This is a genomic window from Vibrio sp. 2096 (assembly GCF_033339595.1).
In the GTDB taxonomy this organism is placed as follows: Bacteria; Pseudomonadota; Gammaproteobacteria; order Enterobacterales; family Vibrionaceae; genus Vibrio; species Vibrio alginolyticus.
The window spans coordinates 54,807-80,057 of record NZ_JAWOUX010000002.1 but is presented as its reverse complement, the minus strand read 5'-3'; the positions used below and the strand labels follow the sequence as shown (position 1 = coordinate 80,057).

Annotated in this window: 20 protein-coding genes; 10 read left to right on the top strand and 10 right to left on the bottom strand. The window is 43.4% G+C overall.

Annotated elements, in window-relative coordinates; translation table 11 throughout:
* Positions 1-22: 22 nt before the first annotated feature.
* Complete coding sequence (gene clpS, locus R7Q41_RS03645; RefSeq protein ID WP_005378419.1) at positions 23-343, bottom strand: ATP-dependent Clp protease adapter ClpS; 321 nt, start codon at positions 341-343, stop codon at positions 23-25.
* A gap of 704 nt (positions 344-1,047) precedes the next feature.
* Here clpS and cspD point away from each other — a divergent pair.
* Positions 1,048-1,266 carry a cold shock domain-containing protein CspD gene (gene cspD, locus R7Q41_RS03640; protein ID WP_005378407.1) on the top strand — a complete coding sequence of 73 codons (219 nt, stop codon included), beginning with the start codon at positions 1,048-1,050 and terminating at the stop codon, positions 1,264-1,266.
* Between the two features lie 183 nt (positions 1,267-1,449).
* On the opposite strand, the gene R7Q41_RS03635 is transcribed toward cspD, so the two are convergent.
* A complete protein-coding gene (locus tag R7Q41_RS03635; protein ID WP_318109285.1) occupies positions 1,450-3,675 on the bottom strand; it encodes an NADP-dependent isocitrate dehydrogenase in 2,226 nt (741 codons plus the stop codon).
* Positions 3,676-3,986: 311 nt separating this feature from the next.
* On the opposite strand from R7Q41_RS03635, the gene R7Q41_RS03630 reads away from it, so the two are divergent.
* A complete protein-coding gene (locus tag R7Q41_RS03630; protein WP_017634731.1) occupies positions 3,987-4,688 on the top strand; it encodes a pseudouridine synthase in 702 nt (233 codons plus the stop codon).
* 85 nt (positions 4,689-4,773) lie between these two features.
* Here R7Q41_RS03630 and R7Q41_RS03625 read toward each other — a convergent pair whose 3' ends face one another.
* Entirely contained in the window at positions 4,774-5,451 is a 678-nt protein-coding gene (locus tag R7Q41_RS03625; protein WP_318109283.1) for a DUF2057 family protein, read from the bottom strand.
* Positions 5,452-5,527: 76 nt separating this feature from the next.
* Positions 5,528-6,607, bottom strand: coding sequence for a porin (locus R7Q41_RS03620; protein ID WP_005378424.1), 1,080 nt, complete (start codon positions 6,605-6,607; stop codon positions 5,528-5,530).
* Positions 6,608-7,121: 514 nt separating this feature from the next.
* Between R7Q41_RS03620 and dinG the strand changes: the two genes are divergently transcribed.
* The 5 genes from dinG to xthA all read left to right on the top strand — a co-directional run bounded on the left by dinG (position 7,122) and on the right by xthA (position 11,603).
* Positions 7,122-9,197 carry an ATP-dependent DNA helicase DinG gene (gene dinG, locus R7Q41_RS03615; protein WP_318144364.1) on the top strand — a complete coding sequence of 692 codons (2,076 nt, stop codon included), beginning with the start codon at positions 7,122-7,124 and terminating at the stop codon, positions 9,195-9,197.
* 14 nt (positions 9,198-9,211) lie between these two features.
* Positions 9,212-9,997, top strand: coding sequence for a sulfite exporter TauE/SafE family protein (locus R7Q41_RS03610; protein ID WP_005387866.1), 786 nt, complete (start codon positions 9,212-9,214; stop codon positions 9,995-9,997).
* On the top strand, positions 9,994-10,539 hold the full coding sequence (locus R7Q41_RS03605) for a primosomal replication protein (protein ID WP_033905048.1): 546 nt from the start codon (positions 9,994-9,996) through the stop codon (positions 10,537-10,539). Before R7Q41_RS03610 ends, R7Q41_RS03605 begins: the two co-directional genes overlap by 4 nt.
* Entirely contained in the window at positions 10,539-10,703 is a 165-nt protein-coding gene (gene rsmS, locus R7Q41_RS03600; RefSeq protein ID WP_005378432.1) for a pleiotropic regulatory protein RsmS, read from the top strand. Before R7Q41_RS03605 ends, rsmS begins: the two co-directional genes overlap by 1 nt.
* A 93-nt stretch (positions 10,704-10,796) precedes the next feature.
* Positions 10,797-11,603 (top strand): exodeoxyribonuclease III, encoded by an 807-nt coding sequence (gene xthA / locus R7Q41_RS03595; RefSeq protein WP_005378433.1) that lies wholly within the window; start codon positions 10,797-10,799, stop codon positions 11,601-11,603.
* A gap of 93 nt (positions 11,604-11,696) precedes the next feature.
* Here xthA and R7Q41_RS03590 read toward each other — a convergent pair whose 3' ends face one another.
* The 6 genes from R7Q41_RS03590 to R7Q41_RS03565 form a co-directional block, all read right to left on the bottom strand.
* A complete protein-coding gene (locus R7Q41_RS03590; protein WP_318144363.1) occupies positions 11,697-14,420 on the bottom strand; it encodes an ImpA family metalloprotease in 2,724 nt (907 codons plus the stop codon).
* A gap of 154 nt (positions 14,421-14,574) precedes the next feature.
* Complete coding sequence (locus R7Q41_RS03585; protein ID WP_053303243.1) at positions 14,575-15,252, bottom strand: ABC transporter permease; 678 nt, start codon at positions 15,250-15,252, stop codon at positions 14,575-14,577.
* 3 nt (positions 15,253-15,255) lie between these two features.
* Positions 15,256-15,996, bottom strand: coding sequence for an ABC transporter permease (locus R7Q41_RS03580; protein WP_005378436.1), 741 nt, complete (start codon positions 15,994-15,996; stop codon positions 15,256-15,258).
* Positions 15,997-16,077: 81 nt separating this feature from the next.
* Positions 16,078-16,848, bottom strand: coding sequence for an ABC transporter substrate-binding protein (locus tag R7Q41_RS03575; protein ID WP_005378437.1), 771 nt, complete (start codon positions 16,846-16,848; stop codon positions 16,078-16,080).
* An 83-nt stretch (positions 16,849-16,931) separates the two neighbouring features.
* Positions 16,932-17,702: an ABC transporter ATP-binding protein gene (locus R7Q41_RS03570; RefSeq protein ID WP_005378438.1), complete on the bottom strand. Its 771-nt coding sequence runs from the start codon at positions 17,700-17,702 to the stop codon at positions 16,932-16,934.
* A gap of 264 nt (positions 17,703-17,966) precedes the next feature.
* Positions 17,967-19,442, bottom strand: a complete 1,476-nt coding sequence (locus R7Q41_RS03565; protein WP_017820023.1) for a hypothetical protein — start codon at positions 19,440-19,442, stop codon at positions 17,967-17,969.
* Between the two features lie 454 nt (positions 19,443-19,896).
* On the opposite strand from R7Q41_RS03565, the gene R7Q41_RS03560 reads away from it, so the two are divergent.
* From R7Q41_RS03560 to R7Q41_RS03550, 3 genes are all read left to right on the top strand, one after another.
* On the top strand, positions 19,897-21,444 hold the full coding sequence (locus tag R7Q41_RS03560; RefSeq protein ID WP_005378441.1) for a DUF3360 family protein: 1,548 nt from the start codon (positions 19,897-19,899) through the stop codon (positions 21,442-21,444).
* A gap of 303 nt (positions 21,445-21,747) precedes the next feature.
* Complete coding sequence (gene pflB / locus R7Q41_RS03555) at positions 21,748-24,024, top strand: formate C-acetyltransferase (protein ID WP_318144362.1); 2,277 nt, start codon at positions 21,748-21,750, stop codon at positions 24,022-24,024.
* 153 nt (positions 24,025-24,177) lie between these two features.
* Positions 24,178-25,155, top strand: a complete 978-nt coding sequence (locus R7Q41_RS03550; protein WP_053349435.1) for a lipid A deacylase LpxR family protein — start codon at positions 24,178-24,180, stop codon at positions 25,153-25,155.
* Positions 25,156-25,251 lie beyond the last annotated feature (96 nt).

The following is a 25,251-nucleotide window of genomic DNA, read 5'->3' as shown; positions in this document are numbered from 1 at the left end:
TGTTCGAGCAAGTCTTCTTTGTTTACGCTTGCTCCATAGTGCAAAGTAGCGGATGTTCATTTTCCCTTGCGTACATCGTAACTTGCGCTACTTTTGTTTCGGCAATTTCTGCGCTGTATGTGCCGCAGATTGCCTTTCCTTCATAGTGGACCTGAAGCATGATTTGAGTTGCTTTATCAATATCATGTGAGAAAAATCGCTCAAGCACCTCTATGACGAAATCCATAGGTGTATAGTCATCATTATTGAGTACGACATTGTACAGCTTAGGTGGCTGGACTTTCGTACTTTCTCGCTCCAGAAGATCAGAGTCCGGAGTGACCCATTCAAAATTTTTACTCATGGCAATCTAAAGATATCGTATCAAAGGGTTGATGTTTTCGACCTATAAAAACAATCTACCACAAGCATGCAGCGCGGTGTAGTGAGTTTTGGCACCGAATTCGATCTTTGATCGATAAAAGTTGCTACCTAATATAGAGACTAATGCACGTCTTGATACGGCGCAAATAAAAGATGCTTGTCGATAAGTTACACATTTTTTCTTATAAAAGAACTTTCTATTTATTGCTCTCGGACTATTGCAAACCACCCCATCATCTTCTATCTGGATCACACTTCCTCATTGAGAATACGGTAATTATCACGAAAACTTCATTTTTTATTCAGTCAGAGGATTCTTCTCCCATAAGCAACACGGACAGTATGGCTTTTTCAGTATGAGCCACTTCATAGGCAAATTGACTAAACTTCTGCGTATATACGAAAAACTGTTTGCAAATTTGTTAATCTCAAAAGTGATTTGTTTTCAATTATGTTTCTGTTTGTTGCTCACTGCTATTGACTGTCGAAATTCATTGACTACAGTGGAAAGTGTCGATGCATAAATCATCATTTTGAAACCTCTCTTCTTTAAGTGGTTTGATGAATGTGACTTATCATTGATTTGACGTTTGTTGGCATTCGCTGACAATGGTAGTACCAAGTTAAAGGTATAACTTGGTTGCAGTAACAACATCAGTAAAAAATGCATGAGGGATGTAAAGCATGGCTACAGGTACAGTAAAGTGGTTTAACAATGCCAAAGGATTTGGGTTTATTTGTTCAGATGAAGAAGAGGGAGATATCTTTGCCCACTACTCAACTATCCAGATGGACGGTTATCGTACACTGAAAGCAGGCCAACAAGTCTCTTACGAGATTGAAAAAGGTCCCAAAGGCTGTCACGCGAGTAGCGTCGTGCCTCTTGAAGGCCAAGCCAAATAATTAGAGCGCTGTCGAAATATAAAAATATTGCTCTCGAAACGCCACGTTGATGTTTTGAAGAGAAAAATAAACCCGCCAAGATAGCGGGTTTCTTACTATTTAGAGCACGTGTTACAAAAGGAACACTTACAACGCACTTACAGGATAGGAAACACGCCGAAAACGACGTGTTTTTACACTAACTTACTTGCTAATGATTGCGTTAAAGGTTTCGCTTGGACGCATCAATTTAGAAACCAATGCATCGTCTAGTAAGTAGTAACCTCCTAGCTCACCTTTCACGCCTTGCGCATTATTTAGCTCAGCAACGATCGTTTCTTCCTGCTCTGACAGCGCTTTTGCAATTGGTGCAAATTCAGCAGCAAGATCCGCATCATCCGTTTGCTCTGAAAGCGCTTTCGCCCAGTAAAGTGCAAGATAGAAGTGGCTTCCACGGTTATCTAGCTCACCCACTTTGCGTGACGGAGATTTGTTGGTGTCTAAAAACTCACCGGTCGCTTTATCTAGTGTATCTGCGAGAACCTGAGCCTTAGGATTGTTTGTCGCTACACTTAAATGCTCTAACGAAGCTGCAAGCGCTAGGAACTCGCCCAAAGAATCCCAACGAAGGTGATTCTCTTTTTCTACTTGTTGAACGTGCTTAGGAGCAGAACCACCAGCGCCTGTTTCAAATAGACCACCACCATTCATCAATGGAACAATAGATAGCATCTTAGCAGACGTACCTAACTCTAGAATTGGGAACAAGTCTGTTAGGTAGTCACGAAGAACATTACCTGTAACAGAGATAGTATCTAGGCCCGCTTTCATACGCTCTAGTGAGTACTTACAAGCTTCAACAGGAGATAGGATCTTAATCTCTAGACCGTCAGTATCGTGATCTGGTAGGTAGGCGTTTACTTTCTTGATGAGCTCAGCATCGTGCGCGCGGTTTTCATCTAGCCAGAATACAGCTGGAACACCTGTTGCACGTGCGCGAGTCACTGCTAGTTTAACCCAATCTTGGATTGGTGCGTCTTTAACCTGACACATACGGAAGATATCGCCTTCTTCAACCGCTTGCTCTAACAGTACGTTACCTGAAGCATCAACAACGCGAACCGTACCCGCGGCGTCTAGAATGAATGTCTTGTCGTGAGAACCATACTCTTCAGCTTTCTGAGCCATTAGACCAACGTTAGGTACGCTACCCATAGTGGTTGGATCAAATGCGCCGTGCTCTTTACAGAAATCAATAACCGCTTGGTAAATACCTGCGTAGCTACGATCTGGAATCATCGCTTTGGTGTCTTTTTGTTTACCATCTGGTCCCCACATTTGACCCGAAGAGCGAAGCATTGCTGGCATAGAAGCATCTACAATAATGTCACTTGGTACATGTAAGTTTGTGATACCACGATCAGAGTCAACCATCGCAAGTTCTGGTTGAGTTTGGTAAACCGCTTGAATGGCCGCTTCAATTTCTGCTTTTTGCGCTTCAGGTAGAGACTCAATTTTTGAGTAAACATCACCGATGCCATTGTTTACATCAACACCTAGCTCTTCAAACAGCTTACCGTACTTATCGAAAACGTCTTTGTAGTAAACTTTTACTGCATGGCCGAAAATGACAGGGTCAGAAACTTTCATCATCGTCGCTTTCATATGAAGAGACAGCAGCACGTCTTGTGCTTTCGCTTCAGCAATCTCTTTCTCGAAAAATTCAACCAACGCCTTCTTCTTCATTACTGAAGTATCAATGACTTCTTTATCTAGTAATGGGAACGCAGACTTAAGCTCTTTAACTGTACCATCATTACCGACAAACTCGACTTTGACCTCTGTTGCGCCAGAGATAGTCGTAGACTTTTCGCTACCAAAGAAGTCATTGTCCGACATGCTCGCAACATGAGACTTAGATTCTGCTGACCATGCACCCATTGAGTGTGGGTTTTTCTTCGCGTAGTTCTTAACCGAAGTCGGAGCACGACGGTCTGAGTTACCTTCACGAAGTACTGGGTTAACCGCACTACCTTTGATTTTGTCGTAAGCCGCTTTAATCGCTTTCTCTTCGTACGTACTCGGCTCTTCTGGGTAGTTTGGTAAATCGTAACCTTTCGCCTGAAGCTCTTTAATCGCCGCTTTAAGCTGAGGAACTGAAGCTGAAATGTTAGGTAGCTTGATGATATTTGCTTCTGGAGTTTGAGCTAGTTCACCAAGCTCAGTCAACGCATCGCCAATGCGCTGTTCTTCTTTTAGATGCTCTGGGAAGTTAGCGATAATTCGACCTGCTAGTGAAATATCACGAGTATCTACATTGATGCCAGACGATGCTGTGAATGATTGAATGATTGGTAGTAATGAATAAGTTGCTAGCGCCGGCGCTTCATCAGTGATGGTGTAGATAATTGTAGGTTTTTCTGTAGGCATGAAATTTCCCTATTTTTTAATCAACTTGTTGGCTGATCAACTCAGCGTCTGAGTTGGTTTAATTGACGCATTGCTGCGCGTTAGCAGTACATGTCTCCTCACTAACGCCACATGCGGTTCGCACTCTTTGTTGTAGTTTGAAGCTCTAAGCTCTGAATCCATGAGTGCACTGATATAATTAAACAAATAACACGAATTAGTCTATCATTCTGTGCGCGTTTGTTAGTTTTAGGCGCGCAAATCATATCCGATCATGAGAAAACTTAAAACTTTCAAACACAGTTCATTTACATTTTTGCAGGGTAGTTAACATGTCATCTCGTACAGGTCAGGAAAAAGGTCGCAGTCGTAACCAGTCTAAAACGGGCCATTTTAAACACTCAGGAGCTCGCAATGGCTCGAAGACTCGTACTCAGCAAGACCGCCGCCCTAATCGCCCAACAAAAAGCCAAAAGCCAAAAGTGGCCCCTAAAGATCGTAAAGTCATTATTTTCAATAAGCCTTACGATACGCTCAGTCAATTTACCGATGGCGATGGTCGCAAAACGTTAGCGGACTATATCCCAATCAAAAATGTCTATGCGGCTGGCCGATTGGACCGAGACAGCGAAGGTTTGATGGTACTCACTAACGATGGCATCTTGCAGGCGAAGCTAACGCAGCCAAAGTCAAAATCGCCGAAGACTTATTGGGTTCAAGTTGATGGCGCTCCTCAGGAGCAAGATCTTGAAAAATTGAGAAAGGGAGTAGAGCTAAAAGATGGTATGACTCTACCAGCCGAAGTTGAAGTTATTCCAAAACCACAAGTCTGGGACAGAACGCCTCCGGTTCGTTTTCGCGCAAATATCCCTACCACTTGGTTAGCCATTACCATTATTGAAGGAAGAAATCGTCAGGTGCGTCGCATGACTGCGCACATTGGCTTCCCTACTTTGCGCCTCATTCGTCATTCGATGGGTGATATCGTCCTTAACGACCTAATGCCTGGTGAATGGAGAGAAATCTCTCTCTAATAAGCAGAAAAGATAAAAGCAGGCTTAAAGCCTGCTTTTTAGATTCGTACTTTTTCAGTTAAGCCCTATCTAATGAACTAAGGGATTACTGCTCAGCAAGCCAGTTTTTAAAGGCCTCTTTTTCCGCCGGAGACGCTTTCTGGTACATCGTCTTTAATACATCAACCATTGGGCTGTCGTTCGATGCGGCTGTTGAACGGGTATCACTAGTCTCAACTCGAGGCTCGATATCACTTACTGATTGTTGATGCTGATTAACAGTTACATAACTAACGGCAACACTCGCGATACCGCCAGCAATATTGTAGTTGCGAGATTCTTGAGGGTAATTACGACCAATTTGAACACCATCTGACTCTAATACATCTTCGACCAAAGCAATAGGTTGGCCTTTGGTATCCAGTAATTGCCAATCTAGAGGCGAGATGTTTTTTTGCGCTTGGCGAAGAGTTTTAAACTCTGGCAGTTCAAACGTTAGCTTTTCGTTTTCAGCATCAAATTTAGCAACGATTACATCACTGTAAACCGTCTTAAGGTTTTCGTTAATTTCGAATGTAGGTTGATATTTGAAGACAATTTGATTCGTTCCGTCAGGTAGTTCGATTGTCTTCTCACTAGAAAAAAGACCACCTTCTAGATCTGGCTTCTCCATGTTGACGGCCAATAACTTCACGTCTTCTGGAACCACTAAAGTCGTTGCAGCGTAGAGGTTTGTACTGGCAAAAATAGACAGTGCCATTGCCACTTTTAATGATAACTGCATAGAATTTTTCATCCTTATCTTCATAGTAAAAGACCCAGCATATAGCTGGGTCTTACAATATCAAACTGGGTATTGATTACCAGTAGAAACGAGCACCAACACCGAAGTTAGTTGCGTCGTCTGTGTCTTTGTTGTCGAAGTCAGTACCTTCGAAAGTGTAACCCGCTTCTGCGAATACACGTGCCCATTTAGAGAACTTGTATTCAACACCAGCGTAGAACCAAGAAGAGTCTGCGTCTACTTTACCTGCTTCGTCAGTAGACTGAGCTAGGTACTCGTAACCAGAGTATAGAGTTGTTTTAGGAGCAACAGCGAACATACCAGCTACAACGATGTAGTGTGAATCAACTGTTGATTTACCTAGCTTATCTTCGTTTTCGTTGTAGTAGTACGTAGCACCTAGAGTGTGCTCGTTTAGTGCGTACTCAGCAGTTACTTCAAAAGATAGGTTTTCGTTATCAGTACGCTCTGTGTGAGAAACTGTTTGCTCTACACCATTAAGAACTAGTTTTTTCTCTTTAGTTACGTTGATGTCGTTGTTCGCAGTAAGTACACCAGCGTGTAGAGATAGGTCGTTGAAAGATTTACCAACGAAGACTTCTAGTACTTCTTCGTTAGAATCTTTTTCGCCTAGCGCGTAACCAGCTTTTAGCCAGAATGCGTCATTTTCGTAAGCGTATTTGATTTGAGAATCGTTGTTCCAAGCGTGACCGTATGCAGTTTCCGCTGCGTTACCACCGAAGAAGTAAGAGTAATCTGCGAAGTATACGTCATCAGCCCAAGTACCTTCTTTACCAAAGCGAAGAGTACCCATATCACCCATATCAAAACCGATGATGTGGCGACGTACGTATACAGAGTCATCTGTACGCTCGCTTGAATCAGCACCTGCGTCGTAGTTGTCACCTAGAGCAACACCGATTTCAACTTCACCCAGAACTTTTAGGCTTTCGTCAACAACGTAAACCGCGTTCACACCAGTACGAGAAGAGCTAGTGTTTAGCTCTGCTGTGTGATCAGTTTTTTCTGTGAATAGAAGAGTTGGACGTAGCTGACCGTAGAAATCTACAGAACCTTCTTCAGATTTGAATACTTCAGCTGCGTTCACTGAAGTTGCAGACGCAACTACAGCTAGTGCTAATAGAGTTTTTTTCATAATTAATCCACTGCCTTTTCTTAGTTCGGGATATCCTTGTCCGGTTCCCTTTTTTATATGTTTGAGGTAGAGCGTTAACAAAACGTTATACAGCACCTCCTCAAAATCTGGAGCTAAGAGTGCAAAAGATTATTCTGACTGTCAAATTTTCTAAATGCCAATGTAAAAAAACAAAAATAATATTAAAAAACAATAACTTGCAATGATTATCTTTATTTACTCGACGAACATCTAATCAATCCTCTTGATTTTTCATAATTTATAAAACCGTTAACAATGAGATTTTAAACCCAAAACAGACTCTGTGAAACACATAAAATGGAATAAAAAACCACAAAAACATCATATCTAGAGTTTTATATTTTTCATATAATGAAATTAATTTCATTAAGATTAGGTTCAATATTTTTTTGTGAAGGAGATCTACATTCCTTATAAAAGCATTCCGTTTTGTGAACTACTGTACAACTAGTGATGTGTGCTACTATTCGCCTCCAACGCATTTGAGGCCCGTATGCTGACCAGTAACATTCAAAAATCGATTCGTAATAGCTATCAAAACCTTCAAGATCAACTTGATAACTTTGTGCCTAGAAGAGCACAAAACTACCTTGTTGCAGAGATTGCAAAAACGCTGTGCGGTCAGTATCACAAATCTAACCGAATACTCGTTGCAGAAGCAGGGACTGGAATTGGTAAATCGCTCTCTTATCTAATGGCGACCATTCCCGTGGCTGTACATAACAATAGGAAAGTGGTTATCTCAACGGCGACCGTCGCTCTGCAAGAGCAGCTCATAAATAAAGACCTCCCTCTTTTTCGTCGGATTACCGACCGAGAGTTTTCTTTTATTTTGGCAAAAGGCCGTCAACGCTATTGTTGTGCAGAAAAGCTCGCCACTGCTAGCGGTGCTGATGGTGGCCAGTTAGCCATGTTTGAAACCAAACCTAAGCAAAAAGATATAGAGCTGTTAGAAACAATGCATCGCTCTCTTGCGCAAGGTAAATGGGACGGTGACCGTGATTCTTGGCCTAAACCCATCGACGATAAGCTTTGGCAACTGATTGTCAGTGATAAACACAGTTGCAATAACAGTTTACCAGGCCACCGCGGCTGCCCATTCCAAAAAGCGCGCTCAGAGTTGGATAAAAACGATGTCATCATTGCTAACCACTCTCTCGTCATGGCAGACGCAGATTTAGGTGGCGGCGTGATTTTACCTGAGCCAGAAAATACAATATACGTCTTCGACGAGGCACATCACTTACCTCACGTCGCTCGTGACCATGCTTCAGCATCTGCGAGTTTAAAAGGCGCGGCAGCATGGCTTGAGAAGTTAAATCAGTCGATTAGTAAGTTTTCATCACTCGCAGACGAGAAACGCGTAGCTCGATTTCGCAACGACCTTCAAGACGCGGTTCAGAACTTGATACCGGCACTGACTCAATTGCCCAAACAGTTCGACCCAGCTCAATTTGAAGAGGGTATCTACCGCTTCGAACACGGTGAACTACCTGAGTGGCTAGAGAACCAATCCAAAGAACTAAAACAGTTCAGTAAAAAAGCAAATCAGAGTGTGGCAAAAATTGCCGACCTTATTGCGGAAAGAGTAAAAGACGGGGAGCTTGCGACAAGGTTGGCTGAACCAGTGCTTGCAGAGCTCGGTTTCTACATTCAAAGGTTAGAAAACCTAGCGCAAGTATGGCATTTAATGGCTGAACCAACTCGTGAAAAAGGTGCGCCTTTAGCTCGCTGGTTAGAAACCCACCCCGATCGCGAGGGTGATTTCATTGTGAGTGTTTCGCCACTTGAAATTGGATGGCAACTCGACCAACAGATTTGGAGCAGATGTATTGGCGCCATTTTGGTTTCCGCAACGATGCGTGCATTAAACTCTTTCCATTACTTTTGCCATCAGGTTGGTATTGATGGAAAACCAGAATCAGGCACTCAGTTTTTAGCGCTTGCGTCACCATTCGATTACCAAAACCAGGCAGAATTACTCATCCCTGCGATGAAATATGAACCACCAGCGCCTCAATTTACTGAATATCTTATTGAGATCTTGCCTAAGTACTTGGAAGACAAGAAAGCCAACTTAGTATTATTCTCATCCTATTGGCAGATGAACCAAGTCGCGAAGGCACTCTCTTCGGAGTTCATAAAAAAAGGCTGGGCGTTGCAAGTTCAAGGTGAAAGCTCACGTCAAGAAATTCTAAAAAAACATAAAAAACTAATAGAATCAAATAAAACCAGCGTCTTATTTGGTACTGGCAGTTTCTCTGAGGGACTAGACTTACCTGGCGAATTACTTGAAAACTTGGTGATTACAAAAATTCCATTTGGCGTTCCAACCTCCCCTGTTGAGCAGGCTCATTCCGAATACATTGAGAAAAAAGGAGGAAACCCGTTTATGCAAATAACTGTACCAGACGCAAGCAAAAAGCTGATCCAGAGCGTAGGTCGCTTACTGCGTAAAGAGAGAGATTCTGGTAGAGTAACGATTCTTGATCGACGCCTAGTCACTAAGCGATACGGACAAGCCTTAATCGACTCACTACCTCCATTTAAACGTAAAATAGAATATTAGAAGAATCACCATTTATGGAAATGATTGAGCCAACCATGCTGTTGGTGTTGGCGCTTGTCGCTTTTGTCGCAGGATTTATTGATGCAGTTGCCGGTGGTGGTGGCATGCTTACCGTACCTGCTCTACTTTCGCTAGGCTTGCCGCCTCATATTGCACTAGGCACCAATAAACTTGCCGCTACCTTTGCTTCTTCTACTGCAGCATTTACGTACTACAAAAAACGTCTATTCAAACCTCAATGCTGGCGGCGTGCATTCGTGGCAACACTCGTCGGAGCGACATTAGGTACGCTATTTGTAGATGCGATTAGTACGGATTGGCTGGAAAAAGGATTGCCGCTTGTTATTTTGGCGGCAGCGTTGTATACCGTTTTTCATAAAACACCCCACTCTGCTCATCAAAGTCCAATACCCGAGCCTTGCCCAAAACTTCATAAAAAACAGTACATGCAAGGCTTATCCATAGGATTCTACGACGGACTCGCAGGGCCTGGAACTGGGGCTTTTTGGACAGTAAGTTCAATGGCCCTGTACCGGCTGAATATCTTGCTCGCCTCTGGCTTAGCAAAAGCAATGAACTTTACCAGTAACTTTACCTCTTTGATCACTTTTGCATTCCTCGGACATATCAACTGGGTGCTAGGCTTAACAATGGGAGTATGTTTAATGGCTGGTGCTTTTGTTGGCGCGCACTCCGCTATTAGATTTGGTTCTAAATTCATTCGTCCTGTATTTGTTACTGTCGTCAGCATACTAGCTATTAAATTGGCTTATGACGCATGGTTTGTAGGTTTGTCATGAACATTTCTCAACTCCAGGAAAATCTAGAACAAATGGCGAAGCAAGCCGCTGTTCTTGACCGTCAAAGAGGCGAACATCATGTTCCGCTTTTTGATGAGCGTTTGTTTGGGTGCCGCTCTCGCTTACTTACTCCTTGCGTAAAAGAAGCAAAAGCCACGCTGGATGCGATTGTGCGTGAGCAAAATGAAGGTAAGCTCACCGCTTTGCGTGCTGAGTACCTCACTGAACGGTTAGTGGCACAAATCGGTGCGATTCAACGCGAGATTTCTACCACTAAAATTCGTAAGAATGAAATCAAACATAGCAGCTATTTCCGCAAGCCTATCAACGTGCTTTATCAGGAACTCGCTCAACACCAAGAGTGGGCAAGACGCTTGCGCGAGATGGTGTTAGAAAAAGAACGTGCTGTCGAAAGCGCTCCGAGTTTTATGCGTGCCGACGCTCAAAAAGTATTACTAGCAACCGAGCAACGTTTAGCGCGTTGTGAAGCAGCACTTCTTAAGCTAGAGAACCAAATTACACATAGGGAAAAACATCAATAATGGCTGACCAACCAACCTCGCCTTTAGATGACGCACCTGAAGAGATCAAACTGGCTGTCGATTTAATCTATTTGCTTGAGAGCAATGAGATAGATCCAGAAGTTGCGCTTAACGCTTTAAAGATCGTGCAAAACGACTTAGAAAACAAATTAAAAGCAAAGTAGCTCAGAGCGTTTCACTCCTTTCACCGAGACTCATTTCCAGTGCTCTTACACAATGATACTATTCATAAAAAGTACGCCCCAAAAGGATAAATAATGAAAGTAATCAGCTTTAACATCAATGGACTACGTGCGCGACTGCACCAGCTCCAAGCGCTAATCGACAAACACCAACCTGATGTGATTGGTCTTCAGGAAATTAAAGTTCACGATGAAGCATTCCCGATTGAAGCTGTCGAAGCCATGGGCTACAAAGTGTATTTTCATGGTCAAAAAGCACATTACGGCGTAGCAATGCTTTGTAAGCAAGAGCCTCTACACGTACAAAAAGGGTTCCCGACGGATAACGAAGAACATCAAAAGCGCATGATCATGGCAACGTTTTTAAATGAAAACGGCGAAAAGGTCACTGTGCTAAACGGCTATTTCCCTCAAGGGGATAACATCAGCCACGAAACCAAATTCCCATACAAGCGCCAATTCTATAAAGATCTGATGACCTACCTAAACGATCATCACAATAACGACGAGCAATTGATTGTTATGGGTGACATCAACATCAGCCCTATTGATGCAGATATCGGTATCGGCGAACCAAACCGTAAACGTTGGCTAAAAACAGGTAAATGTTCATTCCAACCTGAAGAGCGCGAATGGTTGAAAACCTTACTAGACTGGGGCTTTGTGGACACCTTCCGTAAGCTATACCCAGAGGTGAACGATCAATTTTCGTGGTTTGACTACCGTTCTCGCGGTTTTGATGATAACCGTGGCCTACGAATTGATGTCATTTTGGCAACCCCTTCTCTAGCGGAAAAGTGTATTGAATCTGGTATCGACTATGAGCTTCGTGGTATCGAGAAGCCTTCAGATCACGCACCAATCTGGTCAACATTTAAGTAATATATTGCAAAGCTATAAGCGAGACTCAACGCTAAGCTTAGTCCAATAAAAAGGGAGACTCAGTCTCCCTTTTTCATACAAATTACCATTTAATCACTGATTCAGCGGCCAAACCGATTGACCATCAATAGTTATCGGTGTTTGAGCAAATTCGTTCAGACAGTAGCCTGTATTACTACTTGCAAAGTAAGTGAGCGGCATCGGCGGTAGATTCAGCGCCACAACCTGCTGTTTCGCTTTTTCTGTGAACGAGAACCCCCACATATCGAGATAGTTAGTCATATCTCGCTGAGAGATGTAGCTCAGAGCAATAAGCAACCAGTCGTTGTTCGAGATGCTATTTGCTTCTTCCCGAGAGTAGTTGGCGAAACCAATGCTCAATCGTCTCTCATCCCAAAGCGCATCGTCCGATTTTAAGCGGTTAAACTCACGTTCAATCAGGTGCAAGCGCGCCAATAAATGCCAACCATTTTTAAGCACACCTTCATGCTGCGCCGCCATCATCATTTGAATGTAAACACGAGCGCCCCAACTCCAACTGGTTTGATTTTGCGCAGCCATGTATGCGTTTGGATCCGCTTGAGTTCGGCTAGCTTGCAATAATTCAAACTGGCCTTTGAAATCCAAGCTTTGGCAAGTTGAAACTTTTCCCGTATTCTGGAAGAAACGAGACTTACTGTAATACGAGTAGTAATTGGTCGTTGAATGCCCTTCCCAGCCTGAAAATCGGAATCGACCTTTTTCTAAACCATGACCAAGCTCATGTAAATCACCGTGACCGAGTGGGCTGAATGACCAGTAAGCATCGTAAGGGTTACCCGAACAACCATAACCACACGTTGCTTGGTCAGCGTTCATGTGCTTCACTATATCAATATTGGCGATTTCCCAACCTTGGTTTTGGGCGTATTGAATAATTTCAGGCACTTCATCTATGCCCGGCCCTTGGAAACCTGCCAGCACATGCGGGTAGTTGTGAACATATTCTTCTGTTGCAAGCGCCATTTCCGAAGGGGTAGACCACATTTCATCGTTGACCGACTCCAACATTTTGTCGCGCTTTGAGTGTACTTCAAACCCAGGAGTGATCAGCTCAGCCCAATCGAATAAATTGGCTTCTAACTGTTGAATAAAAGCGTCGTTGTCCTTCTCACTTCTCCAAACTGGATGCTGTGCCACATGATTAAATTTCAGTTCAACCGGAACATCATTTTTGTCAAAGTGAACCTGTACTGGACCACCATAAGGAGAAGTCAGCGTGATGGTTTCACCCGGCTTCACTTCATAGCCGAATGAAGTCAGCAGTTTTGGTCGCGTGTATCCATCTTTGCTGAACTCATGAGTTGCACCACTTCTTAAAGTGTTGATGACAATCTTAGTCGCCACATCATTGCTGTCATTACGTTTAACCGTAAAGGTTTCCCCAGGAAGCGCATACACACCAGCCGAACGGAAGTTACGCTTTGATTCCATATTAATCGTTGCACTGATTCTCTTTATGTCAGGGCTAAACTCACTACGGCTGAAGTTCCCCATATTTGGTTGTTTTGGGTTTACGCTTCGGCTGTTGTATTGCACGTAATCGGCAAAGTACGACTTTAGGAATTCGGTCGTTTGGGTTGATTGTTTGTCCATCGGGAAGACAACCGTTTGACGATAATGATCAGCCAGCAATACCATGAGTTTTTCGTATTGGTAGCCGTTTTGATTAAACAAATCTACTTTTTGTTCATCAAGCTTTTGCAACCAATGGCGAATGCTGTTTGCCCCTGCATAAAATTGACTGTCCATATTCGCAGTGTCAGGGCAGGTTTTGTCATCACACTGTGACAAGTCAACGTTGAAATTTTGAGATTCAAAACGAGACAACAGCGCTTGTTGTGTGATGACAGAGTCCGGCACAACGTTCATCAACGATGAAGGTTCCCAGTCGACCAAGCCTAACTTACGCCAATAGTTATCTCCCACATAATCAACATGGAATTTTTCCAAAATGTCTTGGCCAAGATCAGTTAGTCCTCCATCCCAATGCAGGTATAGAACAGGAATTTGGGCTTGCTCAGCGTATTCCAAAGCTTCGAGTACTGGTTTGTTGGTATCTCCAGATTGCAGATGCTGTGACAAGATCAATAAGTTTGGAGTATTGGTTTGCAAGCAGCTAAGTAGCTTCGAACCATCGCATAGGTTGGCCTCGTTAAACGCCAGCTCTTGTGAAACATTGTCTTTCAGCCAATTCCGAGTCGCTTGCTCATCCGGAAAGTAATAAGACTGATCCATTTGCGCGATGACGACGTTTGAAGTAACTCCGCCCGACAACCAAGTGACCAGGTTACTTAACCATTTCGTCATCGCTGCGTTGGAAGAGTCGGGAAAACGTTGTGCCGTTCTAAATGGGTTACTACCTAATAGTGCGTAACGTTGACCATTAGACTTTTCCCCGGCAACGCCAATTGACAGAGCTTGATCTTTGTAACCGCTTGCCATGGCCTTATTGGTCATCAAGATGGTGTCGTTGAAGCCATACTGAGGTGCCAAGATCGCGGCATCATGGGTTGGATCCCAATAAAGACCTGAAAGGCTTTTCGCAATTGCAGATTTGATCGTATTCGACTGCATCTTGTGAGCTTCCACAACCTGATGACTTTTACGAATGAAATCGCTCGGGTCAGAAACGAGCAGTGCATTACCAGTTTCCAGAGCTTGTTGAACTGGAGCTGGCGTTGGTTTTACTTGAGCATTAGGTTGTGATTCTCCCTCTCCCCCACCACATCCTGTGGCTAAGGCGGCAATGCCCAACGATAGAATTGTTTTTTTCATTTTTACTTACTAAACAATGAGTTTACTGAATGTTAATGTAAGTTAATGAATAATAAGAAAGAGTCTTTTATATCGGCTGGAAAAATAGGAATGAAGATAACAAAATTATCAAAAGCAATAGCACCCATTCCGGTGCTATTGCCTCTATTGATAATTAGCTTAAAGGACGTAGATAAGCTAAGAAACGCCTCTCTGCCACTTTGAAACACCACAAAATCATAAACGTCAGTGCCATGTAGAACAGCCCCGCCGTCAGGAAAGACTCAAATGGTGCATAGTAGCGCGAGTTAACTAGACGCGCAGCACCAGTTAAATCCATGATGGTAACGATGCCCGCGACTGCACTTCCGTGCAGCATAAATATGACCTCGTTTGAATAAGCTGGTAATGCTCGACGCAATGCACTCGGCAAGATAATACGTCTGTATGTCATAAACTTACTCATGCCATACGCTTTCGCAGCTTCCACCTCACCTTTCGGCAAACCATTAATCGCACCACGAATAATTTCTGCGGTGTAAGCCGATGTATTAAGAATAAAAGCGACCAAAGCACAGAACCAAGCGTTCTCCCATAAGGTATCTTTCACAGGGAAAAACTGATCCATGCCGTAGTAAATCAAATACAGCTGAACCAATAGCGGCGTTCCACGGAAAAAGTAAATGAATCCCCAAGAAGGTAAGCTTAGAGCGTAATTGGTACTATTGCGTGCCACGGCTAATGGGATAGAGACACACAAGCCAATAACCAACGCTAATCCCACTAACCAAACTGTTGTCCAAAGTCCCTGAAGATAAGTTGGAAAGCTTTCAATAATCAAAGAAAAGTCCATAACTTACCTCGCATGAATACTGAACTTACGCTCAACAAGCTTGAGTAGCCCGGTCGAAACGCTGGTAAAAAATAGAAAGATGAGCGCGACAGCCATGTAAAAGGTGAACGGCATTTTGGTTGTACCTGCTGCCAATGAGCTCATTCTCACCATGTCATCCAGACCAATAATGGAAACTAACGCAGTGGTCTTAAGTAACACTAACCAGTTATTACCAAATCCAGGTAATGCATGACGAATCATCTGAGGCAGTAAGATTCTTCTAAACGATAAAGCAGAACTCATCCCATAAGCTTTCGCCGCTTCTAGCTCACCTTTGTCCACCGCCATGATCGCTCCACGAAAAGTCTCCGCCATGTAGGCGCCAAAGATAAAACCAATCGTGAGTACACCAGCAATAAATGGGCTGACATCAATATAATCAGGTAAGTAAGACGTCCATTCATGGTTTGGATCACTCGAGGCAAACCACTCGTTGAGCGTTTCGTTGATGGAGTAAAGGCTGTTATTTAAAAGTATTTGTCCACCAAAGAAAATTAGCATCATCAGAACCAAATCTGGAATGCCGCGAATGACGGTGGTGTAAAGAGTGGCAATCGCCCTTGCCCATTTGTAAGGCGCTAACTTAGCTAATGCGCCAAGCATGCCTAAGACCATGGCGAGAATGAGTGAAAGCACTGCAACTTCTATTGTTACTAAAGCTCCTTTCAAAATCGAAGCTTCGTATCCTTGTAAATCTAGCATAGGTGAGTTCCTAATCCCTAAACTCAAAAAATCGACCGTTGACTACTTCTAGGAACAAGCCAACGGTCGCTTAATTACGGTTTATTCACCGTACACATCGTAGTTAAAGTATTTACCAGCAATTTCTTGGTAAACACCTTTCTCACGTAGTGAAATAATTGCTGCGTCGAGTTTCTTCGTCAGATCTTTGTCTTGTTTACGAACAGCGATCCCCATACCTTCACCAAACCATTTTGGATCGGTTAACGACGGTCCAACAAACTCATAAGCTTCTCCACCTGCTTTGTTGATCACACCCTCTTCTAGAGCCGACGCATCACCTAAAACGGCAGCAATTCGACCATTTTCTAGATCAAGATACGCTTCATCAAAAGAGCCATAACGCACAATTTCAACATCATCGCCGTAGTTGTCAGTTAAGTACTTGTCATGTGTCGTCGCACGTTGCACGCCAATTTTGACATCTTTAAGATTATCAAAATCTAGACCAGCACCTTTCTTAGCGATAAATTTATTTGGAATTTGTGCGTACTTGCCAGTGAAATCGACTTTTTTCTTGCGCTCTTCAGTGATAGACATTGCTGCGATGATGGCATCGTACTTACGTGCAAGCAGAGAAGGAATAATACCATCCCAATCTTGAGCGACGATTTTGCACTTCACTTGCATCTCTTCACAGAGTGCATTTGCCATGTCTACGTCAAAGCCTTTTATTGAGCCATCAGTTTCTGTCCAGCTAAACGGAGGGTAAGCACCTTCGATACCAAAGCGAACTGTTTTCCATTCTTTCGCTTGAGCAACACCTGATACTGCCGTTGCAGCAATCGTTGCTGCTAATAACCACTTTTTCATTTCCATACTCCTGTGATTGCTATTTTATTTCGTTTTGTTTGTTGTGTTGGCTTAGGAGGCAATAGTCTGCCGCCTAACAAATATTAGTAAATGGATGAGATAAACTGCTGTAATCGTTCTGAATCCGGGTTTGTAAATAGCTTAGCTGGATTTCCCTGTTCTTCCACTAAGCCTTGATGTAAAAACATCACATGGTTTGATACGTCACGTGCAAACGCCATTTCGTGCGTGACCACCAGCATAGTTCGCCCTTCATCTGCCAAATCTCTCATTACCCCCAAAACTTCTCCTACAAGTTCTGGGTCAAGCGCAGAAGTTGGCTCGTCAAACAACATCACCTCTGGGTCAACTGCTAGCGCACGGGCAATAGCTGCACGTTGCTGCTGGCCGCCAGATAAGTGCCCAGGGTAATAATCTTTACGCTCATACAAGCCTACTTTCTTAAGCAAGACTTCTGCATTTTCAATCGCTTGAGCTTTTGGCACGCCTAAGACATGAACAGGCGCCTCAATCACGTTTTCTAGTACGGTTAGGTGAGACCAGAGGTTGAAACCTTGGAAAACCATTGCCAGGCGTGAGCGAATACGTTGGACTTGCTTTTCATTAGCAGGAACAGATTCACCTGCTCTGTTGTTCTTCATTTGGATTAATTCACCATTTACCCAAATTTCGCCCGCGGTAGGCGTTTCTAGCAAGTTGATACATCTGAGAAAGGTACTCTTACCTGAGCCGGAAGAGCCAATGATGGAGATAACATCTCCTTTGTGCGCGGCAAGTGAAATGCCTTTTAAAACTTCATTTTGTCCAAATGTTTTGTGCAGGTCTTTTATATCTAGCGCTGGTACATCATTCATGCGCCCTACTCCCTGTGTTTTTGTCACTGCAATTAAGGGACTCCGCCCTCTCTAATTCGGAACAAATTAGCACCGCCCCTTGAAACTTGCAACAAATTATTAACCTAAATAATTCGAATAGAAAGATACGATAGACAAATTAATATGCAATATATAGCAACATATTCTTCAAAAGTTGAATATTAAATATAAAAAAGCCCCTTTCAAAGGGGCTTAATAAATTTACAAAAGTGTTAATTGAAACCTATTCGAGGTCGCAATGAATTAATTAAAACGACTGACTACCAACGAGTTTGAAGTACGTAATGTCACTTCATTTTCTAAGCCTTCTTTTTCAGAAGTAATGATGCCATCTAGGTCTTCATCTAGTTCAGGCTCTGACGCTTCACCATTGGAAAAGAAGCTCATGAAAACTTTAGAATCAATATTACTATCTTCATTCACTACCAAAGCAGTGCGATTAAAATCGTCCGAAGCTGAAACTTTCAAACCGTTAACGGCCGATGTTGGGAAGTTGTAGTAATGCAATTCTGGAACAACAACAGAATCACTATCACTTGTTGTGAAAATGCGATGTGTGACTCTGTAGTCGCCTGAAGTTGCAAAGTAAGCGACACGAGTAAAGCCTTCAGTAGACGATGTTAAGCCCATGTCCAGATCAATCACGGACTCTGCACTTCCTTGCGTTGATACACTTGGTTTTGTGTTCGGCAGGTTATCAATATTTAAGTAAGCACTCGGATCAACGTCAATATCCCATCCGTCAGAGATCGTTTCGTTAAGTAGAGACTCCCAACCATTAACTTGATTCTCTGAGAACGCCATGTATACCCAAGTTTCTTTATTCGTTGCACTAGGGCGATTATATTCAACGGCCGTTTTATCCAGCTTCAACGCGTCATATGCAAAGCCGTTAGTAACAAAGCCAATGTTGAGCGAGTCGTAAGTATAGTCAGAAGACGAATAAATGTTTGACGTATTATCCGCTCTAACTAAGGCTATCTCACCAGTTCCCCACGAACCAATACCATATTGGTAAAGCGCTTTGTCGCTTGAACCTGATTCATACTGAAACAATGCCGTTGGTTCACCTTTAAGCCCCATCAGTTCATCAGTAGGCAACATATCAGGGTTCGGAGACGTGAAAATATCGGTTTGCGAGACAAAGTTGTAATCTCCGCCACCTGATTCAGCGTTTCGGTAATCTAAGTTAGTAAACTTATTGCTTGCTAAGTTACCGCCAGTAAAGCATTTGTTCAAAGAGTCTCGGTTTAGTGCAAAAGTAGCATTACGTAGTTTCTTATCTTGCAAGAACTCTTTTGAAAACGTGTTTACGCGAGCTTCTTTGCCGTTAAATTCTATTGCTTGAAACGTTACAAAGCCGCCGTCAGGGATATCTTCAAGATAAAACTTAAAGTTATCAGTGGTAGGTTTGATAATGTCTCCGGATCTTTTGCCATCGGCATCAGAGTAGTAACCGATAACATAGTTGGTCACTTGCTCTTTTGACGCTGCACTATAGGTTAAAACCGTTTTATCGCCGTTCAGCTCAGTTTTGTGGTCATATACAGTACAACCTTTCGTAGTTGCTTCACTTTCAGTCATTGTTGCTGGTATAGCAAAATCAAAAGTAAACGCAGTTTTCGGCGCTGCACCACCGCCACCGCCGCCACCGCCGCCGCAACCGACCATTAACCCTGAGATGATTGCCACTAGTGGCAGTACTTTAAGCTGTTTCATGTCTTTTTCCTAAACTGAGCGGCAATGATTAGCCAAAAAATTGTCTTTGCTCTGTCCAAAGCAAGAATAAAGCCAGCTTTATATAATCATCGTGAATATTGACATTTAATCTGCATCTCGTGCAAAAGGACAAAAAGTTCTAATTTTATGCAACTTGTGTAATGAAATTACACAAGATCTCCGCATCTCATTCGCATGCCAGAAACTTTCTGTAGTTTTATTTCACAACCATTCTTAAAGTGATCTAAATCAATCACCCTAAATGGCTATCTTGCTAGACTCCTGCCAAAAGATGAGGCTTTTTTTTGTGCCTCAACACAATAAGTTATTAGCTATGCTTAGGCACAGTGTCGACGTGTAACAAATCTAACAATAGCTAGCATAAGCGTGCCGCAGGATGCGGATTAACACAATTGAATGAAGAATTCATAACTTTTAAATATATGAGGAATCTATGTCAGACGCAGTTAACAAAACGCACTCTGATTCAGATATCGAGACCAAGAGCTACCGTGAGCTTCATCGTCCAGCATCTGAGTTCGCAAGCCGTTCAGACTACCTAGACCACGAACTACAAATTATGAAGCCACGTCGTTTTGGCTTGAACTTGCCAGGTCGTGACTTCCGCTTTGAGCTTGAAGACCTTGTTCCAGCACTTGCTGGTACTATCGGTATTATCGCAATGTACTCTGCGGTAATGATGTCTTGGGCTGAAGGTCTTACTGCAGCATGGGACCACGTAAACTTAGGCAAGGACTTTGCTATCGAAGTTGCGCGTGTAGAAATGCTCATCCCTGCACTTCTTTTCTGTGTACTTGCCTCTGGTTTTATTAACCCTAAAGCCAACCTAGCAGGCAACCACGGCCCAATGATCCCTCTTATTGGTACCATCGCTCTTGCTGGTGCTCACCCTCTTGCATTAGCAATTCTCATTGGTGTGTTTGGTTTGATTTTGAGCCTCTTAAAAGGTGGGTCAAAACTGGTTAACCTCACCTCTGAAGGTACGGCTGGTGGCCTTCTTATTTTCTTAGGTTTAACCGGAACCATGAGCCAAATTAACTCTATTCAAGCTTGGGCTGTTGGTTTGCAATCCGATACGGTTGCCGCTGGTAGCATGGGTTACATCGGTCTAATTGTTCTTGCGGTTACCATTGGCTTATACGCGTTCCTTGCTAAAGTGAACAAACGCTGGCTAGCGATCCCTGTTTGTGCCTTCACTGGGCTTGCAATCGCACTTGCTCTTGGCGCAGGCTTCGATATTAAATTCGTAACCGAGACAGGCCTTCCAAACCTAAATCCAATCTACTGGTGGGGTTCAACAGAAGAAGGTTGGATGCTTGGTCTTCCTAATATGGAACACTTCATCGCTTCTCTACCATTCGCCATTCTTGCGGTAGCAATGTGGTCACCTGACTTCTTGGGTCACCGTATCTTCCAAGAGATGAACTACCCACGTAAGAGTGAGAAAGTGCTGATGGACGTTGATGACACAATGACAATGTGTTCCGTTCGCCAAATGGTCGGTACTGCAGTGGGTGGTGGTAACATCACATCATCTTGGGGGACTTACATGATCCCTGCTGCAATCGCGAAACGCCCTATTCCTGCTGGTGCCATCTTACTAGGCTCTCTATGTATTATTGTTGCAATCCTTGGTTTTCCTATGGACGTTGCAGTATGGCCTCCAGTTATGCGCGTTGCTCTTCTCGTTGGTGTATCTCTACCACTGCTTGAAGCTGGCATGCAGATGGTGAAGGACTCGAAAGACTCACAAGCAGCAGGTATCTGTATCTTTGGTTCTGCCGTTGTTAACCCAGTTCTAGCTTGGGCACTAACTATGCTTTTAGATAACAACGGTTTAATTGGAGATAAAGAGCGCGCGTCTCGCCTATCATTTGTAGACAAGATTGTGATCCCAGTAAGCGTACTCGTTATCTGTTTAGTTGCTATGCTTGCAGTTGGTATGCTTGAAGGCCAGTATGGCATCCAAGCTTGGCTATAAGCTAGCAGTCCAGAAATTTGTGGGTAGCGCTCGTCGCTACCCCATTTTTATCGAGATTTTTGAGGATTTATTGATTTAGTTTAAGGTTTGCAAAAAAATTTTAGTTTAACCTCTAACTGTTGCTTAAAAAGAGAAACGTTAAAACTAGTGACAATATTTATAGTTTTGTAAATCGAATACGTAAATTTAAGACTATAAATATTGTTATTCATAAGAGTGTACTGTTCCCCTCTTTTATCTGGGGATAGCTGGCTCAACGGCGAAGCAGTACGTATTTTTTTCTACTAAAAAGGTAGGTATGTCATGGCAGAGCAATTTGCTAAAGCTTGGGAAGGTTTTGCTGCAGGCGACTGGCAAAACGAAGTAAACGTTCGTGATTTCATTCAGAAGAACTACACTCCGTACGAAGGCGACGAATCTTTCCTAGTTTCTGAAGGTACTGAAGCGACTAACAAGCTTTGGGCTAAGGTAATGGAAGGCATCAAACAAGAGAACGCAACTCACGCTCCTGTTGATTTTGATACTTCAGTTATCTCTACCATCACTGCTCACGATGCAGGCTACATCGAAAAAGACCTAGAAACTATCGTAGGTCTTCAAACTGACGCTCCTCTAAAACGTGCGATCATCCCTAACGGTGGTATCCGCATGGTTGAAGGTTCATGCAAAGCCTACGACCGCGAGCTAGACCCACAAGTTAAAAAAATCTACACAGAATACCGTAAAACTCACAACCAAGGCGTTTTCGATATCTACACTCCTCAAATCATGGCGTGTCGTAAATCTGGCGTACTGACTGGTCTTCCAGATGCATACGGTCGTGGTCGTATCATCGGTGACTACCGTCGTGTTGCTCTATACGGTATTGACTTCCTAATGAAGGATAAATTCGCGCAGTTCTCTTCTCTACAAGAGCGTTTTGAGAACGGCGAAGACCTACAAATGACAATGCAGCTTCGTGAAGAGATCGCAGAGCAACACCGTGCTCTAGGTCAAATCAAAGAAATGGCTGCAAAATACGGTTGTGATATTTCTCGTCCTGCTGAAACTGCGCAAGAAGCTATTCAGTGGACTTACTTCGGTTACCTAGCTGCTGTTAAATCTCAAAACGGTGCGGCTATGTCTCTAGGTCGTACTTCTACATTCCTAGACATCTTCATCGAACGTGATATCGCGGCTGGTAAGCTAACTGAAGAACAAGCTCAGGAAATGATCGACCACTTCGTAATGAAACTACGTATGGTTCGTTTCCTACGTACTCCTGAGTACGATGATCTATTCTCTGGCGACCCTATCTGGGCAACTGAGTCTATGGGTGGTATGGGTCTTGACGGTCGTACGCTAGTTACTCGTACAAACTTCCGTTTCCTAAACTCACTATACACTATGGGTCCTTCTCCAGAGCCAAACATCACTGTTCTTTGGTCTGAGCAACTACCTGAAGGCTTCAAGAAGTTCTGTGCGAAAGTATCTATCGATACTTCTTCTATTCAGTACGAAAATGACGACTTAATGCGTCCAGACATGAACTCCGACGACTACGCGATCGCATGTTGTGTATCTCCAATGGTTGTTGGTAAGCAAATGCAGTTCTTCGGTGCTCGTGCGAACCTTGCGAAAACAATGCTTTACACCATCAACGGTGGTGTGGATGAGAAGCTAAAAATCCAAGTTGGCCCGCATATGCCTAAGATCGAAGGCGATGTTCTTAACTACGATGAACTGTGGGAGAAAATGGACCACTTCATGGATTGGCTAGCGAAACAATATGTGACTGCACTAAACGCTATCCACTTCATGCACGATAAGTACAGCTACGAAGCGGCACTAATGGCTCTACACGACCGTGACGTTAAACGTACTATGGCTTGTGGTATTGCTGGTCTATCTGTTGCAGCTGACTCACTATCTGCAATTAAATACGCAAAAGTTAAGCCAATTCGTGACGAAGACGGTCTAGCAATCGACTTCGAAATCGAAGGCGATTACCCTAAATTCGGTAACAACGATCCACGCGTTGATGATATTGCATGTGAACTTGTTTCTGTATTTATGGGCAAAATCCGTAAGCTTAAGACTTACCGTGATGCAATCCCTACTCAGTCAATTCTTACTATCACTTCAAACGTGGTTTACGGTAAGAAAACTGGTAACACGCCTGACGGTCGTCGTGCTGGTGCTCCATTTGCTCCAGGTGCAAACCCAATGCACGGTCGTGACGAGAAAGGTGCTGTAGCATCACTAACTTCAGTTGCTAAACTGCCGTTTGCTGACGCACAAGATGGTATCTCTTACACATTCTCTATCGTACCTAACGCACTAGGTAAAGATGAGGGTTCACAACGCGCTAACCTTGCTGGCCTTATGGATGGTTACTTCCACCACGAAGCGGGTATCGAAGGTGGTCAACACCTAAACGTGAACGTTCTTAACCGTGAAACTCTAGAAGACGCAGTTAAGCACCCAGAGAAATACCCTCAGCTAACAATCCGTGTATCTGGTTACGCTGTTCGCTTCAACTCTCTAACTGCAGAGCAACAAGCTGACGTAATCGCGCGTACATTCACTGAGTCTCTATAAGACTATAGCGAAATAACGTTCTAGTAATACAACAAAGGCTGATGCTAAGTAGCATCAGCCTTTTTTTATTTCTTGAATGAAAGTTGTGATATCGCGAAAGACTTTTGCCCGCATTCTTACGTATGATGCGAAAAAAGTTAGCAAATAAAGTCTATGAGATTTAGTAAATTAATTATTCTTACCCTTCTTTCTCCAGTTGCAATAGCATCCACTAAGTCTACGGTTTCTTTTACCATCGACAACGATGGTATTTTTGGCGTCGATCAAGACTATACGAATGGTGTTTTCCTTTCTTACGCGACAGACCAACTGACACAAGAAAGCCAATGGAAATGGCTGAGTCTAGCTAACTCAGAGCACGCCAATATCGATAAAATAGAGTTGGTTCTTGGCCACAAGATGTGGACTCCAAGCGACATTGAAGCCGATTATCCACTAATCAATGATCGCCCATATGCCGGTTACCTACACACCGAAATCAACTACCTTTCCCTAACGAGTGACAAAGCTGTACGGTACAATTTCACCATAGGAACTACGGGTGAAAGTTCGCTATCAGAAAAGGCGCAAGAAATCGTTCACGGCATAACAGGATCGACGGACCCTCAAGGTTGGGATTACCAGATTGAAGATAAAGTGGCGTTCAGCCTTGGTTACCGCGTATTTAACAAATTGATGCGCAGCGAAGAACAAAAAACACAATGGGAGATCACCAACATTAACGACATCAATGCGGGTAACTTCCGTAGTGATGTCTCTCAAGGCGTCATGTTTCGTTGGGGTACAAACCTAGCGAATAGCATCGGAGCAGCCAATATCAGTGTCGAAAGCCCTTTCTCAGCAAGTATGATCGCTCAGAACACGTCGAGTTGGTTCTTGTTCACCGGGTTTGAAGGTCGTTACCGCTTTAATGACATGACTATCGAAGGAGATCGTCCTGGCATTCCTGAACCGTCAGCGCCATACGACATCACACTGCAAAATTGGCAAGCAAGTGCCGTCGCGGGAGTATCTTGGTACAACCAAAATTACGGTGCAAGCATCACCTTTACAATTAAAACACCGGATTATGAAGAAGCCCAAACCGATGTTTATGGGACAGGCTCGTTCTCCGTGTTCGCCTTTTTCTAAAAACTGGATTATCCCAGCATCGAAGTCAATCTAGATACACGGCAAGTTCTCGGGGTAGGTATTAACCACCTCGTGTTCAAGCGTTTATGTAGATTG

Excerpts from the sequence above, each read along its gene's own strand:
- R7Q41_RS03590 (WP_318144363.1), bottom strand. The coding sequence starts at position 14,420 with ATGAAAAAAACAATTCTATCGTTGGGCATTGCCGCCTTAGCCACAGGA.
- cspD (WP_005378407.1), top strand. The coding sequence starts at position 1,048 with ATGGCTACAGGTACAGTAAAGTGGTTTAACAATGCCAAAGGATTTGGG.
- R7Q41_RS03635 (WP_318109285.1), bottom strand. The coding sequence starts at position 3,675 with ATGCCTACAGAAAAACCTACAATTATCTACACCATCACTGATGAAGCG.
- R7Q41_RS03585 (WP_053303243.1), bottom strand. The coding sequence starts at position 15,252 with ATGGACTTTTCTTTGATTATTGAAAGCTTTCCAACTTATCTTCAGGGA.
- R7Q41_RS03630 (WP_017634731.1), top strand. The coding sequence starts at position 3,987 with ATGTCATCTCGTACAGGTCAGGAAAAAGGTCGCAGTCGTAACCAGTCT.
- pflB (WP_318144362.1), top strand. The coding sequence starts at position 21,748 with ATGGCAGAGCAATTTGCTAAAGCTTGGGAAGGTTTTGCTGCAGGCGAC.
- R7Q41_RS03560 (WP_005378441.1), top strand. The coding sequence starts at position 19,897 with ATGTCAGACGCAGTTAACAAAACGCACTCTGATTCAGATATCGAGACC.
- R7Q41_RS03575 (WP_005378437.1), bottom strand. The coding sequence starts at position 16,848 with ATGAAAAAGTGGTTATTAGCAGCAACGATTGCTGCAACGGCAGTATCA.
- R7Q41_RS03605 (WP_033905048.1), top strand. The coding sequence starts at position 9,994 with ATGAACATTTCTCAACTCCAGGAAAATCTAGAACAAATGGCGAAGCAA.
- R7Q41_RS03580 (WP_005378436.1), bottom strand. The coding sequence starts at position 15,996 with ATGCTAGATTTACAAGGATACGAAGCTTCGATTTTGAAAGGAGCTTTA.
- R7Q41_RS03550 (WP_053349435.1), top strand. The coding sequence starts at position 24,178 with ATGAGATTTAGTAAATTAATTATTCTTACCCTTCTTTCTCCAGTTGCA.
- dinG (WP_318144364.1), top strand. The coding sequence starts at position 7,122 with ATGCTGACCAGTAACATTCAAAAATCGATTCGTAATAGCTATCAAAAC.
- clpS (WP_005378419.1), bottom strand. The coding sequence starts at position 343 with ATGAGTAAAAATTTTGAATGGGTCACTCCGGACTCTGATCTTCTGGAG.
- R7Q41_RS03625 (WP_318109283.1), bottom strand. The coding sequence starts at position 5,451 with ATGCAGTTATCATTAAAAGTGGCAATGGCACTGTCTATTTTTGCCAGT.
- rsmS (WP_005378432.1), top strand. The coding sequence starts at position 10,539 with ATGGCTGACCAACCAACCTCGCCTTTAGATGACGCACCTGAAGAGATC.
- xthA (WP_005378433.1), top strand. The coding sequence starts at position 10,797 with ATGAAAGTAATCAGCTTTAACATCAATGGACTACGTGCGCGACTGCAC.
- R7Q41_RS03565 (WP_017820023.1), bottom strand. The coding sequence starts at position 19,442 with ATGAAACAGCTTAAAGTACTGCCACTAGTGGCAATCATCTCAGGGTTA.
- R7Q41_RS03570 (WP_005378438.1), bottom strand. The coding sequence starts at position 17,702 with ATGAATGATGTACCAGCGCTAGATATAAAAGACCTGCACAAAACATTT.
- R7Q41_RS03620 (WP_005378424.1), bottom strand. The coding sequence starts at position 6,607 with ATGAAAAAAACTCTATTAGCACTAGCTGTAGTTGCGTCTGCAACTTCA.
- R7Q41_RS03610 (WP_005387866.1), top strand. The coding sequence starts at position 9,212 with ATGGAAATGATTGAGCCAACCATGCTGTTGGTGTTGGCGCTTGTCGCT.